This is a genomic window from Aeromicrobium sp. 50.2.37, assembly GCF_024655735.1.
Classification (GTDB): domain Bacteria; phylum Actinomycetota; class Actinomycetes; order Propionibacteriales; family Nocardioidaceae; genus Aeromicrobium.
In genome coordinates this window covers 234,554-248,285 of sequence record NZ_JANLGG010000001.1, presented here as the reverse complement: position 1 = coordinate 248,285, position 13,732 = coordinate 234,554, and the positions used below count along the sequence as shown (strand labels likewise).

Sequence of the window (13,732 nt, the reverse complement as noted above, 5' to 3'; positions counted from 1 at the left end):
GCCGGTGGGCGTTCGGTCCGCCCGGCTAGGTTCGGGTCGTGCGGTTCCTGCTCACACCCCGATGGATCGGGTTCTTCCTCGCCGTGCTGGCTTTCGCGGTCGTCTGCGTGCTCATGGGCGACTGGCAGTGGCAGAAGCGCGAGGTGCGCCACGCCTCCAACGAGCTCGTCGAGAAGCACCTCGCGATCGCCCCCGTCCCGCTCGACGAGGTGGTCCCGGCCGGTGGGAAGGTCGCGAAGGACCAGGAGTGGACCCGGGTCCTCGTGGAGGGCCGGTACGACCCGACGTCCCAGGTCACGGTGAAGTTCCGCACCCGCGACGGCCGGCCGGGTGCCGAGGTCGTCACGCCGCTCCTGCTCGAGGACGGGACGGCCGTCCTGGTCGACCGCGGCTGGGTGCCCACCGCGAACACGTCGGCCGCCCCCGAGGACGTCCCTGCGCCTCCCACGGGCCGGGTGGAGGTCGAGGGCTGGCTGCGTCCGGACAACGGCGCCGGCGACGAGGCCGTGGTCCCCGTGGACGGGCAGGTCCGGTCGATCTCGAGCGTCGGCGTCGGCAGCACGCTGCCGTACCCGGTCCGCTCGGGCTACCTGAACCTGCGCGGCCAGACCGGTGGGACCGGGGGCCTGGAGCTGGAGCCGGAGCCCGATCTCGGCGGCGGGCCGCACTTCTTCTACGGCCTGCAGTGGTGGTTCTTCGCCGCACTGGCGATCGGCGGCTTCGTCTGGTTCGCCCGCGCCGAGTGGCTCGAACGGCGCCGGCCGGACGCCAGGACCGACGATCAGGCCAGGGACACGAGCTCGGCGTAGCCGTCGTTCCAGAGGTCCTCGTCGCCATCGGGCAGCAGGAGCACCCGGTCGGGGTCGAGCGCGCGGACGGCACCCTCGTCGTGCGAGACGAGGACGATCGCGCCCTCGTAGCGGCGGATCGCGTCGAGCACCTCCTCGCGGGACGCGGGGTCGAGGTTGTTCGTCGGCTCGTCCAGCAGCAGCACGTTGGCGCTCGAGACGATGAGGCCGGCGAGGGCCAGTCGCGTCCGCTCTCCACCGGACAGGACCCGGGCGGGCTTCGCGGTGTCGTCGCCGGAGAACAGGAAGGCGCCGAGCACGCTGCGTGCCTGGGTGTCGGTCAGCTCCGGAGCCGTCCGCTGCATGTTCTCGAGGACCGTGCGGTCCATGTCGAGCGTCTCGTGCTCCTGGGCGAAGTAGCCGATCTTCAGGCCGTGGCCCGGCAGGAGCTTTCCGGTGTCGGACTCCAGGGTCCCGGCGAGCATCCGCAGCAGGGTCGTCTTGCCGGCACCGTTGAGCCCGAGCACGACGACGCGGCTGCCCTTGTCGATCGCCAGGTCGACGCCGGCGAAGATCTCGAGCGCGCCGTAGGACTTGCTGAGCCCCTCGGCCATGAGCGGGGTCTTGCCGCACGCGGCCGGCTTCGGGAAGTCGATCTTGGCGACCTTGTCGGCCTGGCGCACGTCGTCGAGGCCCGACATCATCTGCTCGGCGCGGCGCAGCATCTGCTGGGCCGCGGTGGCCTTGCTGGCCTTCGCCCGCATCCGGTTGCCCTGGGCGACGAGTCGCTCGGCGGTCTTGGTGGTGATCTCGCGCTCCCGCTTGCGTCGGGCCTCGTCGGCCTCGCGCTGGCGCAGGTAGTGCTTCCACCCGGTGTTGTAGATGTCGATCGTGGCGCGGTTCGCGTCGAGGTAGAAGACCTTGTTCACGGTCTCCTCGACCAGCTCGACGTCGTGGCTGATGATGACCAGCCCGCCGGAGAACGTCTTGAGGAAGCCGCGCAGCCACGTCACGGAGTCCGCGTCGAGGTGGTTGGTGGGCTCGTCCAGCAGCAGGGTGTCGGCGTCGCTGAACAGGATCCGCGCGAGCTCGATACGTCGACGCTGACCGCCGGACAGGGTCTGGAGCTGCTGGTCCAGGACGCGGTCGGGAAGACCGAGCGCGTTGGAGATGGTCGCGGCCTCCGCCTCGGCCGCGTAGCCGCCACCGGCGGAGAACACGTCCTGCGCACGGCCGTAGAGCTTCATGGCGCGCTCGGCGACGTCGGGGTCGGCCGACCCCATGTCCAGCTCGGCCTTGCGCATCGTGGAGAGCGCCTCGTCGAGGCCACGGGCACCCAGGATGCGGTCGCGCGCGGTGATCGACAGGTCGCCGGACTTCGGGTCCTGGGGCAGGTAGCCGATCTTCCCGGAGCTGGTGATGGAGCCCTCGGCGGGCTGGCCGTCACCGGAGAGCATCCGCGTGAGGGTGGTCTTGCCGGCGCCGTTGCGCCCGACCAGACCGACCTTGTCGCCCTTGTCGACGCGGAAGGAGACGTTCTGCATGAGGACGCGGGCGCCGAAGCGCAGCGTCACGTCGTGGACGGTGATCATGGGGAGCCTTACGAGGTCAGAGGGAGTGCGAGAACGCCGGACGTGGTCCGGTCGTCACTCCCGCTGGTAGTAGCTCACCCGAGGAGTCTACGGCGTCCGTCCGACAAGGTGGCGTCGTGAGGGCGTGACATGCACGACCCCGACCATGGGCCGAGCGAAGCGAGGCTGGCGCCCGGGCGTCAGCCCGACGGCGGTGAGGAACGAACCGCCGGTGCCGTGAGGAACGAGCGGTGCGCCTCAGCCGACGTTGAAGCCGAGGGCGCGGAGCATCTCGCGGCCGTCGTCGGTGATCTTGTCCGGACCCCACGGCGGCATCCAGACCCACTCGATGCGGAAGTCGTTGACGATCCCGTCGAGCGCGGCGCGCGTCTGGTCCTCGATGACGTCGGTCAGCGGGCAGGCGGCCGAGGTGAGCGTCATGGAGAGCACGGTGTTGCTGTGCTCGTCGACGTCGGCGCCGTAGACGAGGCCGAGGTCGACCACGTTGATCCCGAGCTCGGGGTCGACGACGTCCTTCATGGCCTCCAGCACGTCCTCGGCCGTGGTGGCACCGGCCGGTGCGGACACGTCGGGCAGGTCGGAGTGGTCAGGGGTGGTGACGGGGTCGCTCATGCGTCCTCCTGCGTGATGAGAGCTTGGCTGGTGGCGTCCTTGAACGCCATCCACGAGAGCAGCGCGCACTTGACGCGCGCCGGGAACTGGGCGACACCGGCGAAGGCGATGCCGTCCTCGAGCACGTCCTCGTCAGGCTCGACGGCGCCCTTGCCCTGCATGAGGGCCTGGAACGCGTCGAGCACGGCGAGGGCGTCGTCGACGGGCTTGCCGACCACGAGGTCGTTCATCACCGAGGCCGAGGCCTGGCTGATCGAGCAGCCGACGGCGTCGTAGGACACGTCGGACACGGTGCTGCCGTCGAGGTGGACCCGCAGCGTGACCTCGTCGCCGCACGTGGGGTTGACGTGGTGCACCTGGGACTCGAACGGGTCACGGAGTCCCGCGCCGTGCTTCTGCTTGTAGTGGTCGAGGATGATCTCCTGGTACAGCGAGTCGACCTGCGTGGCGTCGCTCATGGGTCACCGCCCTCCGAAGTAGCGCTGGGTGTGCCGAACCGCGTCGACGAGCGCGTCGATCTCGGCCTCGGTCGTGTACAGGTAGAACGACGCGCGAGTCGTCGACTGGACACCGAACCTCTGGTGCGCCGGCTTGGCGCAGTGGTGCCCGGCGCGGACCGCCACGCCACGGGAGTCGAGCAGCTGGGCGACGTCGTGCGGGTGCACGTCGTCGAGGGTGAAGCTGATCGCTCCCCCACGCTGCACCGCCTCGGTGGGTCCGACCACGGTCAGACCGTCGACCTCCTGCAGTCGCTGCAGCGCGTACGCCGTGATCGCCTGCTCGTGCGCGGCCACGTTCTCCATGCCGAGGGACGACAGGTAGTCGACCGCGGCACCGAGGCCGACCGCCTGGGCGATCGGCGGCGTTCCGGCCTCGAAGCGGTGCGGCGGGGCGGCGAAGGTGGAGCCGGCCATGGTGACCGTCTCGATCATCTCGCCACCGCCGAGGAACGGGGGAAGCGAGGCGAGCAGGTCGTAGCGGCCCCACAGGACGCCGATGCCGGTGGGTCCGACCATCTTGTGGCCGGTGAAGACCACGAGGTCGGCCCCGAGCGCGGCGACGTCGACCGGGATCTGCGGCACGGCCTGCGAGGCGTCGACCACCACGAGGGCGCCCACCTCGTGGGCGCGGGCGACGACGCGCTCGACGGGGTTGATGGTGCCGAGCATGTTCGAGACCCACGTGAGCGAGACGACCTTGGTGCGCTCGGTGACGAGCGACTCGAGGTCGTCGAGGTCGAGGCGACCCTCGTCGGTGACGCCGAACCAGCGCAGCGTGGCGCCGGTCCGCTCGGTGAGCTGCTGCCACGGGACGATGTTGGAGTGGTGCTCCATCTCGGTGATGACGACCTCGTCGCCCTCCCCGACACCGTGCTCGTGCCCCGGACCGGCGTCGCCGAGCACGCGCGCCACCAGGTTGAGCGCCTCGGACGCGTTCTTGGTGAACACGACCTCCTCGCGCCGGGGGGCACCGATGAAGTCGGCCACCTTGGTTCGACCGAGCTCGAACGCCTCGCTCGCCTCGGCACCCAGCTGGTGCATGGCGCGGGCGACGTTGGCGTTGTGCTGCAGGTAGTGCTGCTCGATGGCGTCGACGACCTGGCGCGGCTTCTGCGACGTGTTGGCGCTGTCGAGGTACACCAGCGGAAGACCGCCGGCGAGGGTGCGCTCGAGGATCGGGAAGTCCCTGCGGACAGCCTCGACGTCGTAGCCCGCACCGTTCGCCACCGAGGACACGGCAGTGCTCACCGTCATGCTCAGACCGCCGCGGCCTTCACGTACTTGTCGTAGCCCTCGGCCTCGAGCTGGTCGGCCAGCTCGCGGCCGCCGGACTCGGCCAGGCGGCCGGCGACGAAGACGTGCACGTGGTCGGGCTTGATGTACTGCAGGATGCGCGTGTAGTGCGTGATGAGCAGCAGCCCGCGGTCGCCCTGGCCGGTGTACCGGTTGACGCCGTCGGAGACGACCCGCAGGGCGTCGATGTCGAGTCCGGAGTCGGTCTCGTCGAGCACGGCGAACTTCGGGTTGAGCAGCTCCAGCTGGGCGATCTCGTGACGCTTCTTCTCACCACCGGAGAAGCCCTCGTTGACGCTGCGCTGCGCGAACGTCGGGTCGAGCGTGACGCGCTCGAGGGCCGCGTTGACGTCCTTGACCCACGTGCGCAGCTTGGGGGCCTCGCCGTCGATGGCGGTCTTGGCGGTCCGCAGGAAGTTCGCGACGGACACGCCCGGGACCTCGACGGGGTACTGCATGGCCAGGAACAGGCCGGCCCGCGCACGCTCGTCGACGCTGAGCTCGAGGATGTTCTCGCCGTCGAGCAGCACCTCGCCCTCGGTCACGGTGTACTTCGGGTGACCGGCGATCGAGTAGGCGAGCGTGGACTTGCCCGACCCGTTCGGGCCCATGATGGCGTGGACCTCGCCGCTGTTGATCGTGAGGTCGACGCCGCGGAGGATCTCCTTGTCGCCCTCCTCGGTCTTGACGGTGACGTGCAGGTTCTTGATCTCGAGGGTGCTCATGTGGTTCAGCTCCTGGTGGGGGCGGAGACGTCGACGAGGACGCGTCCGTCGGTGATGGTCGTGGGGTAGGTGGGCACGGCCTCGGTGGCCGGCAGGTTGAGCGGCGAGCCGGTGCGCACGTCGAAGCGCGACCCGTGCAGCCAGCACTCGATCTCACAGCCCTCCACCTCTCCCTCGGAGAGAGGGATGGCGGCGTGCGAGCACTCGTCGCGGATGGCGTAGACGTCGTCGCCGTCGCGCACGAGGGCGATGTCGACGCCGTCGACGGTCACCGGCGTCGCCGCCCCCTCGACGAGGACGTCGAGGGGCGCGGCGAACTGCGGTCCGCCCACCTGCTGGTCGGTCTGCTGCTCGCTCATCGCTCAGGCACCGGCCTCGGTCGGGGCCTCCGGGCGGCGGTCCAGCTTCGACAGGTCCGCACCGGACAGCTCGTCCTCGATGGCCGCGACGAGCCGCTCCTGCAGCTCGGGCACGCCGATCCGACGGATGATGTCGTTGAAGAACCCGTGGACGACGAGACGACGCGCCTCGGACTCCTCGATCCCCCGGCTCTGCAGGTAGAACAGGTGGTTGTCGTCGAAGCGGCCCGTGGTGCTGGCGTGACCGGCACCGGCGATGTCACCGGTCTCGATCTCCAGGTTCGGCACGGAGTCGGCCTTGGCGCCGTCGGTCAGGACGAGGTTGTCGTTCTGCTCGAAGGTGTCGATGCCCTCGGCGACCTTGCGGATCAGCACGTTGCCGACCCACACCGTGTGGGCGTCCTGGCCCTGCAGCGCGCCCTTGTACTCGACGTTGCTGCGCGTGCGGGGCGCCGTGTGGTCGATGAACTGACGGTGCTCGATGTGCTGGCCGGCGTCGGCGAAGTACACGCCGAGCAGCTCGGCGCTGCCGCCGGGACCGGCGTAGTCGACGTTGACGTTGGTGCGCACGAGGTCTCCACCGAGGGAGATCTCGAAGGCGCGCACCGAGGCGTCACGCCCGACCCGCACGTTGTACTGGCCGGCGTGGACGGCGTCGTCCGCCCAGTCGTTGACGGTGACGAGGTCGAGCGAACCGCCGTCGGCCACCACGACCTGCGTGAACGCGTCGTACGTGGCGCTGCCGGCGTGGTCCATGACGACCGTGGCCTTCGCGTGCGCACCGACCCGGACCACGACGTGGCCCCAGACGGTGGACTCGACCGAGTCACCGGTGAGCCGCAGACGTACCGGCTCGCTCAGCTCGGTGTTGGCGGGGACGTCGAGCAGCACCGCTCCCCCGGCGTTGGCCACGGCCAGCGCTCCCAGACGGTCGAACGGGGCGTTCACCGCGAGGGCCTGCGCCTCCTGCGTGCTGATGCGGGTGAGCGTGACGCCCTCGGGCAGCTGCTCGTCCCAGGTGAGCGACGCGTCGGACGGCGAGCCCTCCAGCAGTCCGCGCAGCCGCTTGAGCGGTGTGAAGCGCCAGATCTCCTCGAGACCCGTCGGCACCGGGTGCGTGGCGACGTCGTAGGAGGGGACGGGGTGCAGGTGGGACTGGACGTGGTCGAGCTCCAGCGCCTGCTCGATGTTCTCGACCGTGCGGTCGGTGTCGGTGAGGGTCATCCGACGGCTCCCTCCATCTGCAGCTCGATGAGACGGTTCAGCTCGAGCGCGTACTCCATGGGGAGCTCGCGCGCGATGGGCTCGACGAAGCCGCGGACGATCATCGCCATGGCCTCGTCCTCCTCCATGCCGCGCTGCATGAAGTAGAAGAGCTGGTCGTCGCTGACCTTCGAGACCGTGGCCTCGTGGCCGAGCGTCACGTCGTCCTCGCGGACGTCGACGTACGGGTAGGTGTCGGACCGGCTGATCTGGTCGACCAGCAGCGCGTCGCACTTGACGGTGCTGGCCGAGCCGTGCGCGCCCTCCATGACCTGCAGCAGGCCGCGGTAGGAGGTGCGACCGCCACCGCGCGCCACCGACTTGCTCAGGATCGAGCTCGACGTGTGCGGCGCGGCGTGCACCATCTTGGCGCCGGCGTCCTGGTGCTGACCCTCGCCGGCGAAGGCGATGGACAGCGTCTCGCCGCGGGCGTGCTCGCCCATCAGGTAGACGGCCGGGTACTTCATGGTGACCTTGGAGCCGATGTTGCCGTCGACCCACTCCATGGTGGCGCCGGCCTCGCAGACGGCGCGCTTGGTGACCAGGTTGTACACGTTGTTCGACCAGTTCTGGATGGTCGTGTACCGGACGCGGGCGCCCTTTTTGACGACGATCTCCACGACGGCCGAGTGCAGCGAGTCGCTGGAGTAGATCGGCGCGGTGCAGCCCTCGACGTAGTGGACGTAGGAGTCCTCGTCGGCGATGATCAGCGTCCGCTCGAACTGGCCCATGTTCTCGGTGTTGATCCGGAAGTAGGCCTGCAGCGGGATATCGACGTGGACGCCCTTGGGCACGTAGATGAACGAGCCACCGGACCACACGGCCGTGTTGAGCGCCGAGAACTTGTTGTCACCGACGGGGATGACGGTGCCGAAGTACTCCTCGAAGAGCTCGGGGTGCTCCTTCAGCGCGGTGTCGGTGTCGAGGAAGAGGACGCCCTTCTCCTCGAGGTCCTCGCGGATCGAGTGGTAGACGACCTCGGACTCGTACTGCGCGGCGACGCCCGAGACGAGACGCTGCTTCTCGGCCTCGGGGATGCCGAGCCGGTCGTAGGTGTTCTTGATGTCCTCGGGAAGGTCGTCCCACGTGGCGGCCTGCTTCTCCGTGGACCGCACGAAGTACTTGATGTTGTCGAAGTCGATGCCGTCGAGCTCGGCGCCCCAGACGGGCATGGGCTTGCGGCCGAACAGGCGCAGACCCTTGAGGCGCTGGGCGAGCATCCACTCGGGCTCGTCCTTGAGGCCGGAGATGTTGCGCACGACCTCCTCGGACAGACCGCGCTGGACGTTCGCGCCCTTGTCGTCGGCGTCGGACCAGCCGAACTCGTAGCGTCCGACGTCCTTGAGCCCGGGGTTGAGCTCTTCGATCGAGTTGGTCGTCATGACGACACCCTCTCTGTGGTGGGACCAGTGGCTTGGGAAGGGGGATGGGGCAGGTGGGTCGTGCACACGCCGTCGCCGTGGGCGATGGTGGCGAGCCGCTGCACGTGGGAGCCGAGCAGCTCGGCGAACATCGCCGTCTCGGCCTCGCACAGCTGGGGGAACTCCGCGGCCACGTGCGCGACCGGGCAGTGGTGCTGGCAGATCTGGGCGCCCGCCGGCGTGGTGCCTGCCGACGCGGCGAAGCCGTCGGCGCTGAGCGCCTCGGCCAGCACGCGGGGGCGCTCGTCGACCGGTGCGGCGTCGACGAGGGGGCGGTACTTCTCGGTGAGACCACGCAGACGTCGTGCGGCGAACTCGACGACCGCGCCGTCACCGGCGGTCTCGGCGAGGAAGCCGAGGGCGTCGACCGCGAGGTCGTCGTAGGCGTGCGCGAAGGTGTCGCGTCCGGCATCGGTGATCATGAAGACCTTGGCCGGACGGCCTCGCCCACGACCCGTGGTGGCGCGGGGCTGGCGCTGGGCCACGACCCCGTCGGCCAGGAGCACGTCGAGGTGGCGACGCACCGCTGCGGGCGTGAGCCCGAGGCGCCGCGCGAGGTCCGCGGCGGTCGACGGACCGTGCTCCAGGATCGACGTCGCGACGCGTTCGCGCGTGGGGGCGTCGTCGACGACTGCCGACATCTCCTCCGCACGCATGTATTTCACAACACCAGTGTGCCGTTAATGATTCCCGGCGTTCAACGAAGGTCAGCCTCACTCCGGCCCCGGAGCACCGCGGAGCGCGCGACCTGGGCCTACGCTGACCGACATGGCTGCCAAGGCACCCGCGGTGCTGGTCGACGCGGACGGACGAGAGGTACGTGTCTCGAGCGCGGAGCGCGTGATCTTCCCTGCCTCCGACCACGGTCCGGAGATCACCAAGCGCGAGGTCGTCGAGTACTACGTCGCGGTCGCCGACGGCATCGTCCGAGCGCTGCGGGACCGTCCGACGGCGCTCGAGCGCTGGCCCAAGGGCGTGCTGCCCGGCATGACGCTCACCGCGCGCGACGCCACGCACGGTCGTGGGCCGCAGGGTGATGCGTTCTACCAGAAGCGGCTCATGCGCGGCATGCCCGAGTGGGCCCGTTCGGTCCGCGTGCACTTCCCGTCCGGCCGGGTCGCCGACGAGCTGTGCCCGGACCACGTCGCGGTCGTCGCCTGGGCCGCACAGATGGGCACGGTCACCTTCCACCCGTGGCCCGTGCGTCGCGCCGACGTCGACCGCCCCGACGAGCTGCGCATCGACCTCGACCCGCACGGCGCCACCGGCTTCGCCGACGCCGTCCGCGAGGCCGAGCACGTGCGGGCCCTGCTGGAGGAGCTGGGACTGCGCGGGTTCCCCAAGACCAGCGGGAAGAACGGCGTGCACGTGTACGTGCGCATCGAGCCACGCCGGACCTTCACCGACGTGCGCCACGCGGCGATCGCGCTGGGCCGTGAGCTCGAACGCCGTAGCGACCGGCTCACCACCGCCTGGTGGAAGGAGGAGCGCGGCGACCGCATCTTCGTCGACGTCAACCAGAACGCCCGCGACCGCACGATCGCGTCGGCCTACAGCCTGCGTCCGAAGCAGGGCGCACCGGTCTCCTTCCCCCTCACGTGGGAAGGACTCGCCGCGGTGGACGACCCGATGGCCTTCACGCTCCGGACCGTCCCCGACCTGCTGACGTCCCAGGGCGGCGACGCCTGGGCCGACATCGACGCGCAACCGCACTCCCTCGAGCCCCTGCTCGACCTCTGGCGCGCCGACCTCGAGCGTGGACTCGGCGACATGCCCTACCCGCCGGAGTACCCGAAGATGCCGGGCGAGCCGAAGCGGGTGCAGCCGAGCAAGGACACGCGGAACAAGGTCACCAAGGACGCCGCGACCTGACGGGCTTCAAGGCGTGGGTGCCTCGACGTCCTCACCCGGGGCCTGGGGGGCCGGGACGTCGCCGTGTTCCGGCGGCAGCCGCGGATCCGCCTCGGAGTCTGCGTCGACGCGCTCGGACTCGGGGCTCCGCTCCGGAACCGCCGGGAGGTCGGAGCGCGACTCGGACTCGTCGACCGCCGCGGACGGGCGGAAGATGAGAATCTGCAGCCAGAGGTTGCCGTACGCCCCGAATCGTTTGTCGTTGGGGCAGATCCTCTTGCCGTTGCGCCACATCTGGATGCTGATCTTGTTCAAGCCTCCACTAGCTCCTGCGGTGATGCCGAGCCGCGACACGGTCTCGTCCTCGTCGACGAGGACCGAGACGACCTTGTCGCCCTTCCTGGAGTCGACATGGACGTCGATGTCGCAATTGGCGCGTCGCTTGACGCTCTTGACGCCAGGCACGGCATGGGTTCCATTGGCGTGCAGGGCGAAGTTGGTGCCCAGTCGGATCGGCCCGCCCACGAACACCAGGCCCTCCTTGGCCTCGAGGGCGGGCTCGTAGACGTGCGTGGCGCCAGCTGCCGCCCATGTCCCGGTGATCAACAACACGGCCACGCCGAGCGCGACGGCACGAGACTTCATGTCCTCAACCCCTGTGTGTGCAGGACACGGGGGACCCCGAGCCGCTTTGACGCGCGTCCTCTGCGCTGCTTCAGACGAAATCCTAGGTGACGCAGCCGTCGCCGGACGCGAAACCGGGACATTTGTTCATGTCGTTTCAAGCGCGGTCCGGTCGCGTCCCCACGCGGCACTGCGCCACCAGCTTCTCGATGCGCGTCAGCCGCGTCTCCTCGCGCTTGGCCGTGGCCACCTGCGTGAGGGCGTAGAGCCTGGCGCTGCGGGGCAGGGCCTCCCAGAAGGCCCGGGCCTCCGGATGGGCATCCAGACCCCGACGCAGGGCATCGGGCTCCACCCCGTTCTCGGGACCGACGAGGACCGTCCACGATCCGTCGCCGCGCGCTCCGTCGACCAGGGCCCGCCCTGGGGGTCGCATCCGGCCCTCCGCCTCGAGCCGCTCCACCCGCGCCCGGTTCGACGCCGCCCACGGGCTGCCCGGCCGGCGCGGCGAGAACCAGATGACCGAGCCGCCGACCTCACCGCCTGAGCGGGCCTGCCCGTCGATCCAGCCCCAGCAAAGCGCCTCGCAGACCGCGTTCTCGTAGGACAGGGCGTCGTCACCGTCGGCGACCCGGTCCGGCACCTCGAGCCAGACACCGCGCGTGTCGGCGTGGTGGGCGGACAACCAGGCACCCCAGCGTGACCTCGACCCCGGCGCGAGACGCTCGGCGTCGTCCATGACTCCCACGAGTCACAGGTTAGCCACGGATCGACGCGAGGCCGGGGACGTACGCTGACCGGGTGGAGCTGAGCAGCCGAGCCACCGTGCCCCTGGACGACGACGTCCTGCACGTCGGCGACCCGAAGCTGCTCCGCCAGGACTTCAGCCGCTTCATGCTCCGCCACCGCTTCGGCATGGAGGAGGTCGTCACCAAGCTGACGATCCTGCGCGACGAGTTCGACCTCATGCACGACACGAACCCGATCGAGCACATCGCCTCGCGGCTGAAGTCGCCCGACAGCCTCGCCGAGAAGATGCGGCGCAAGGGCACCCGCCCCACCTACGCCTCGATCCGCGAGACCATCACCGACATCGCCGGGGTGCGCGTCACCTGCAGCTTCGTGTCCGACGTGTACCGCGTGCACGACCTGCTCACCTCCCAGGACGACCTCACGGTGCTCGACGTCCGCGACTACATCGCCGCCCCGAAGACGAACGGCTACCGCAGCCTGCACACGCTCCTGGAGGTCCCGGTCTACCTGTCCGACGGGCCGGTGCCGGTGACGGTCGAGGTGCAGCTGCGCACCATCGCGATGGACTTCTGGGCGAGCCTCGAGCACAAGATCCACTACAAGTACCGCGGCGCCGTGCCCGACGACCTGGCCGAGCGCCTGTGCGACGCCGCCGACTCCGCACACGCGCTCGACGCACGCATGGAGGCACTCCACGACGAGGTGCGCCACCTGGGCGAGGACGGGGTGGAGACGCTCCCCCGACAGGTGCGCGAGGACCTGCTGACCGGCGACGAGCTCGTCCCGTCCGAGGCCTTGCTCGAGCAGCTGCGCAGGTTGGCGACGGACTGATCGCGGCGCTCGCACCGGCCACCCCGGCGGTCGACTACGTCAGGACGTCACCGAGGTCGTAGGCCACGACCTCCTCGAGCTGCTCGTAGGTGCACGAGCCGGGTTCGCGGTCGGGGCGCCACCGCTTGAACTGCGCGGTGTGCCGGAAGCGACCCTGCTCGCCCCGGCCCTCCATGTGCTCGTACCCGACCTCGACGACCCGCTCGGGCCGCAGCGGCACGAACGACAGGTCCTTGGTGCCCGTCCAGCGGCTCTGGCCACCGGGCAGCCGTCCGTCGGCGTGTGCCTCCTCGCTCTGCCAGGCGCCCCAGGGGTGCTGGTCGATATCCGCACGCAACGGGCCCAGCTCGTCGACGAGCTCGGCCCGGCGGGCGGCCGAGAAGGAGGCGCAGACACCCACGTGCTGGAGGCGGCCGTCCTCGGTGAACAGGCCCAGCAGCATCGATCCGAGCAGCGGCTGCTCGGGCGTGGAGGTCTTGTGCAACCGGTATCCCGCGACCACGACGTCGGCCGTCCTCGCGTGCTTGATCTTCAGCATCGAGCGGCCGTTGGGCACGTACGACCCGTCGAGGCGCTTGGCCATGACCCCGTCGAGGCCCGCCCCCTCGAACTGGTGGAACCAGCGGATGGCCTCGGCCGACTCCCCCGTGGTGCGCGTGAGGTGGACGGGGGCGGACAGGTCGGACAGTGCGCGTTCCAGGGCCGCCCGACGCTCGCCGAGCGGCGCGTCGACGAAGGACGTGTCGCCCAGGGCCAGCAGGTCGAAGACCACGAGGCTGGCCGGCGTCTCCCGGGCGAGCATCTCGACGCGCGAGGCCGCGGGGTGGATGCGCTGCGACAGCGTGTCGAAGTCGAGCCGGTCACCGACGGCCGTGACGATCTCTCCGTCGACGACGCACCGGTCGGGAAGCTGCTCCAGGACGGCCGCCACGACGTCGGGGAAGTAACGCGTCAGCGACTTGGTGGAACGGCTCGCGATCTCGACCTCGTCGCCGTCGCGGAAGACGATGGCCCGGAAGCCGTCCCACTTGGGCTCGAAGAGGTAGTCCCCGTCCGCCGACGGCACGGCCGCCACGGACTTGGCGAGCATCGGTCGCAGCGGCGGCATGACGGGCAGGTCCAC

The 13,732-nt window shown here is 70.1% G+C and carries 15 protein-coding genes; 3 read left to right on the top strand and 12 right to left on the bottom strand.

Annotation, left to right across the window (positions count from 1 at the left end; genetic code table 11):
- The first annotated feature begins 38 nt into the window (after positions 1–38).
- Complete coding sequence (locus tag NUV38_RS01065; protein WP_257727359.1) at positions 39–809, top strand: SURF1 family protein; 771 nt, start codon at positions 39–41, stop codon at positions 807–809.
- On the opposite strand, the gene NUV38_RS01060 is transcribed toward NUV38_RS01065, so the two are convergent.
- The 9 genes from NUV38_RS01060 to NUV38_RS01020 form a co-directional block, all read right to left on the bottom strand.
- A complete protein-coding gene (locus NUV38_RS01060; protein WP_257727358.1) occupies positions 782–2,380 on the bottom strand; it encodes an ABC-F family ATP-binding cassette domain-containing protein in 1,599 nt (532 codons plus the stop codon). The two genes, NUV38_RS01065 and NUV38_RS01060, sit on opposite strands and share 28 nt — an antisense overlap.
- Before the next feature lie 237 nt (positions 2,381–2,617).
- The gene (locus NUV38_RS01055; protein WP_055968071.1) at positions 2,618–2,992 is read right to left on the bottom strand and encodes a metal-sulfur cluster assembly factor; all 375 of its coding nucleotides are present in this window, start codon (positions 2,990–2,992) and stop codon (positions 2,618–2,620) included.
- Positions 2,989–3,450: a Fe-S cluster assembly sulfur transfer protein SufU gene (gene sufU / locus NUV38_RS01050; protein ID WP_257727357.1), complete on the bottom strand. Its 462-nt coding sequence runs from the start codon at positions 3,448–3,450 to the stop codon at positions 2,989–2,991. Before sufU ends, NUV38_RS01055 begins: the two co-directional genes overlap by 4 nt.
- A gap of 3 nt (positions 3,451–3,453) precedes the next feature.
- On the bottom strand, positions 3,454–4,740 hold the full coding sequence (locus NUV38_RS01045) for a cysteine desulfurase (protein ID WP_257727356.1): 1,287 nt from the start codon (positions 4,738–4,740) through the stop codon (positions 3,454–3,456).
- Between the two features lie 8 nt (positions 4,741–4,748).
- A complete protein-coding gene (sufC, locus tag NUV38_RS01040; protein ID WP_055968063.1) occupies positions 4,749–5,510 on the bottom strand; it encodes a Fe-S cluster assembly ATPase SufC in 762 nt (253 codons plus the stop codon).
- A 5-nt stretch (positions 5,511–5,515) separates the two neighbouring features.
- Positions 5,516–5,869 carry a non-heme iron oxygenase ferredoxin subunit gene (locus NUV38_RS01035; RefSeq protein ID WP_257727355.1) on the bottom strand — a complete coding sequence of 118 codons (354 nt, stop codon included), beginning with the start codon at positions 5,867–5,869 and terminating at the stop codon, positions 5,516–5,518.
- A gap of 3 nt (positions 5,870–5,872) precedes the next feature.
- The gene (sufD, locus tag NUV38_RS01030; protein WP_257727354.1) at positions 5,873–7,093 is read right to left on the bottom strand and encodes a Fe-S cluster assembly protein SufD; all 1,221 of its coding nucleotides are present in this window, start codon (positions 7,091–7,093) and stop codon (positions 5,873–5,875) included.
- Positions 7,090–8,514 carry a Fe-S cluster assembly protein SufB gene (sufB, locus tag NUV38_RS01025; RefSeq protein WP_055968058.1) on the bottom strand — a complete coding sequence of 475 codons (1,425 nt, stop codon included), beginning with the start codon at positions 8,512–8,514 and terminating at the stop codon, positions 7,090–7,092. Before sufB ends, sufD begins: the two co-directional genes overlap by 4 nt.
- Positions 8,511–9,209, bottom strand: coding sequence for a metalloregulator ArsR/SmtB family transcription factor (locus NUV38_RS01020; protein ID WP_257727451.1), 699 nt, complete (start codon positions 9,207–9,209; stop codon positions 8,511–8,513). The genes sufB and NUV38_RS01020 overlap by 4 nt, the downstream gene beginning before the upstream one ends.
- 112 nt (positions 9,210–9,321) lie before the next feature.
- Here NUV38_RS01020 and NUV38_RS01015 point away from each other — a divergent pair, with 112 nt between their 5' ends.
- Entirely contained in the window at positions 9,322–10,425 is a 1,104-nt protein-coding gene (locus tag NUV38_RS01015) for a DNA polymerase domain-containing protein (RefSeq protein ID WP_257727353.1), read from the top strand.
- A gap of 6 nt (positions 10,426–10,431) precedes the next feature.
- On the opposite strand, the gene NUV38_RS01010 is transcribed toward NUV38_RS01015, so the two are convergent.
- Both NUV38_RS01010 and NUV38_RS01005 read right to left on the bottom strand, forming a co-directional pair.
- Positions 10,432–11,049 (bottom strand): hypothetical protein, encoded by a 618-nt coding sequence (locus tag NUV38_RS01010; RefSeq protein ID WP_257727352.1) that lies wholly within the window; start codon positions 11,047–11,049, stop codon positions 10,432–10,434.
- Between the two features lie 136 nt (positions 11,050–11,185).
- Positions 11,186–11,764, bottom strand: a complete 579-nt coding sequence (locus tag NUV38_RS01005) for a YdeI family protein (protein ID WP_257727450.1) — start codon at positions 11,762–11,764, stop codon at positions 11,186–11,188.
- Between the two features lie 62 nt (positions 11,765–11,826).
- Between NUV38_RS01005 and NUV38_RS01000 the strand changes: the two genes are divergently transcribed.
- Complete coding sequence (locus NUV38_RS01000; RefSeq protein ID WP_257727351.1) at positions 11,827–12,609, top strand: GTP pyrophosphokinase family protein; 783 nt, start codon at positions 11,827–11,829, stop codon at positions 12,607–12,609.
- Positions 12,610–12,643: 34 nt separating this feature from the next.
- Here NUV38_RS01000 and NUV38_RS00995 read toward each other — a convergent pair whose 3' ends face one another.
- Positions 12,644–13,732, bottom strand: a complete 1,089-nt coding sequence (locus NUV38_RS00995; RefSeq protein WP_257727350.1) for an ATP-dependent DNA ligase — start codon at positions 13,730–13,732, stop codon at positions 12,644–12,646.

Excerpts from the sequence above, each read along its gene's own strand:
- NUV38_RS01060 (WP_257727358.1), bottom strand. The coding sequence starts at position 2,380 with ATGATCACCGTCCACGACGTGACGCTGCGCTTCGGCGCCCGCGTCCTC.
- NUV38_RS01055 (WP_055968071.1), bottom strand. The coding sequence starts at position 2,992 with ATGAGCGACCCCGTCACCACCCCTGACCACTCCGACCTGCCCGACGTG.
- sufU (WP_257727357.1), bottom strand. The coding sequence starts at position 3,450 with ATGAGCGACGCCACGCAGGTCGACTCGCTGTACCAGGAGATCATCCTC.
- sufC (WP_055968063.1), bottom strand. The coding sequence starts at position 5,510 with ATGAGCACCCTCGAGATCAAGAACCTGCACGTCACCGTCAAGACCGAG.
- NUV38_RS01035 (WP_257727355.1), bottom strand. The coding sequence starts at position 5,869 with ATGAGCGAGCAGCAGACCGACCAGCAGGTGGGCGGACCGCAGTTCGCC.
- sufD (WP_257727354.1), bottom strand. The coding sequence starts at position 7,093 with ATGACCCTCACCGACACCGACCGCACGGTCGAGAACATCGAGCAGGCG.
- sufB (WP_055968058.1), bottom strand. The coding sequence starts at position 8,514 with ATGACGACCAACTCGATCGAAGAGCTCAACCCCGGGCTCAAGGACGTC.
- NUV38_RS01020 (WP_257727451.1), bottom strand. The coding sequence starts at position 9,209 with ATGCGTGCGGAGGAGATGTCGGCAGTCGTCGACGACGCCCCCACGCGC.
- NUV38_RS01015 (WP_257727353.1), top strand. The coding sequence starts at position 9,322 with ATGGCTGCCAAGGCACCCGCGGTGCTGGTCGACGCGGACGGACGAGAG.
- NUV38_RS01010 (WP_257727352.1), bottom strand. The coding sequence starts at position 11,049 with ATGAAGTCTCGTGCCGTCGCGCTCGGCGTGGCCGTGTTGTTGATCACC.
- NUV38_RS01005 (WP_257727450.1), bottom strand. The coding sequence starts at position 11,764 with ATGGACGACGCCGAGCGTCTCGCGCCGGGGTCGAGGTCACGCTGGGGT.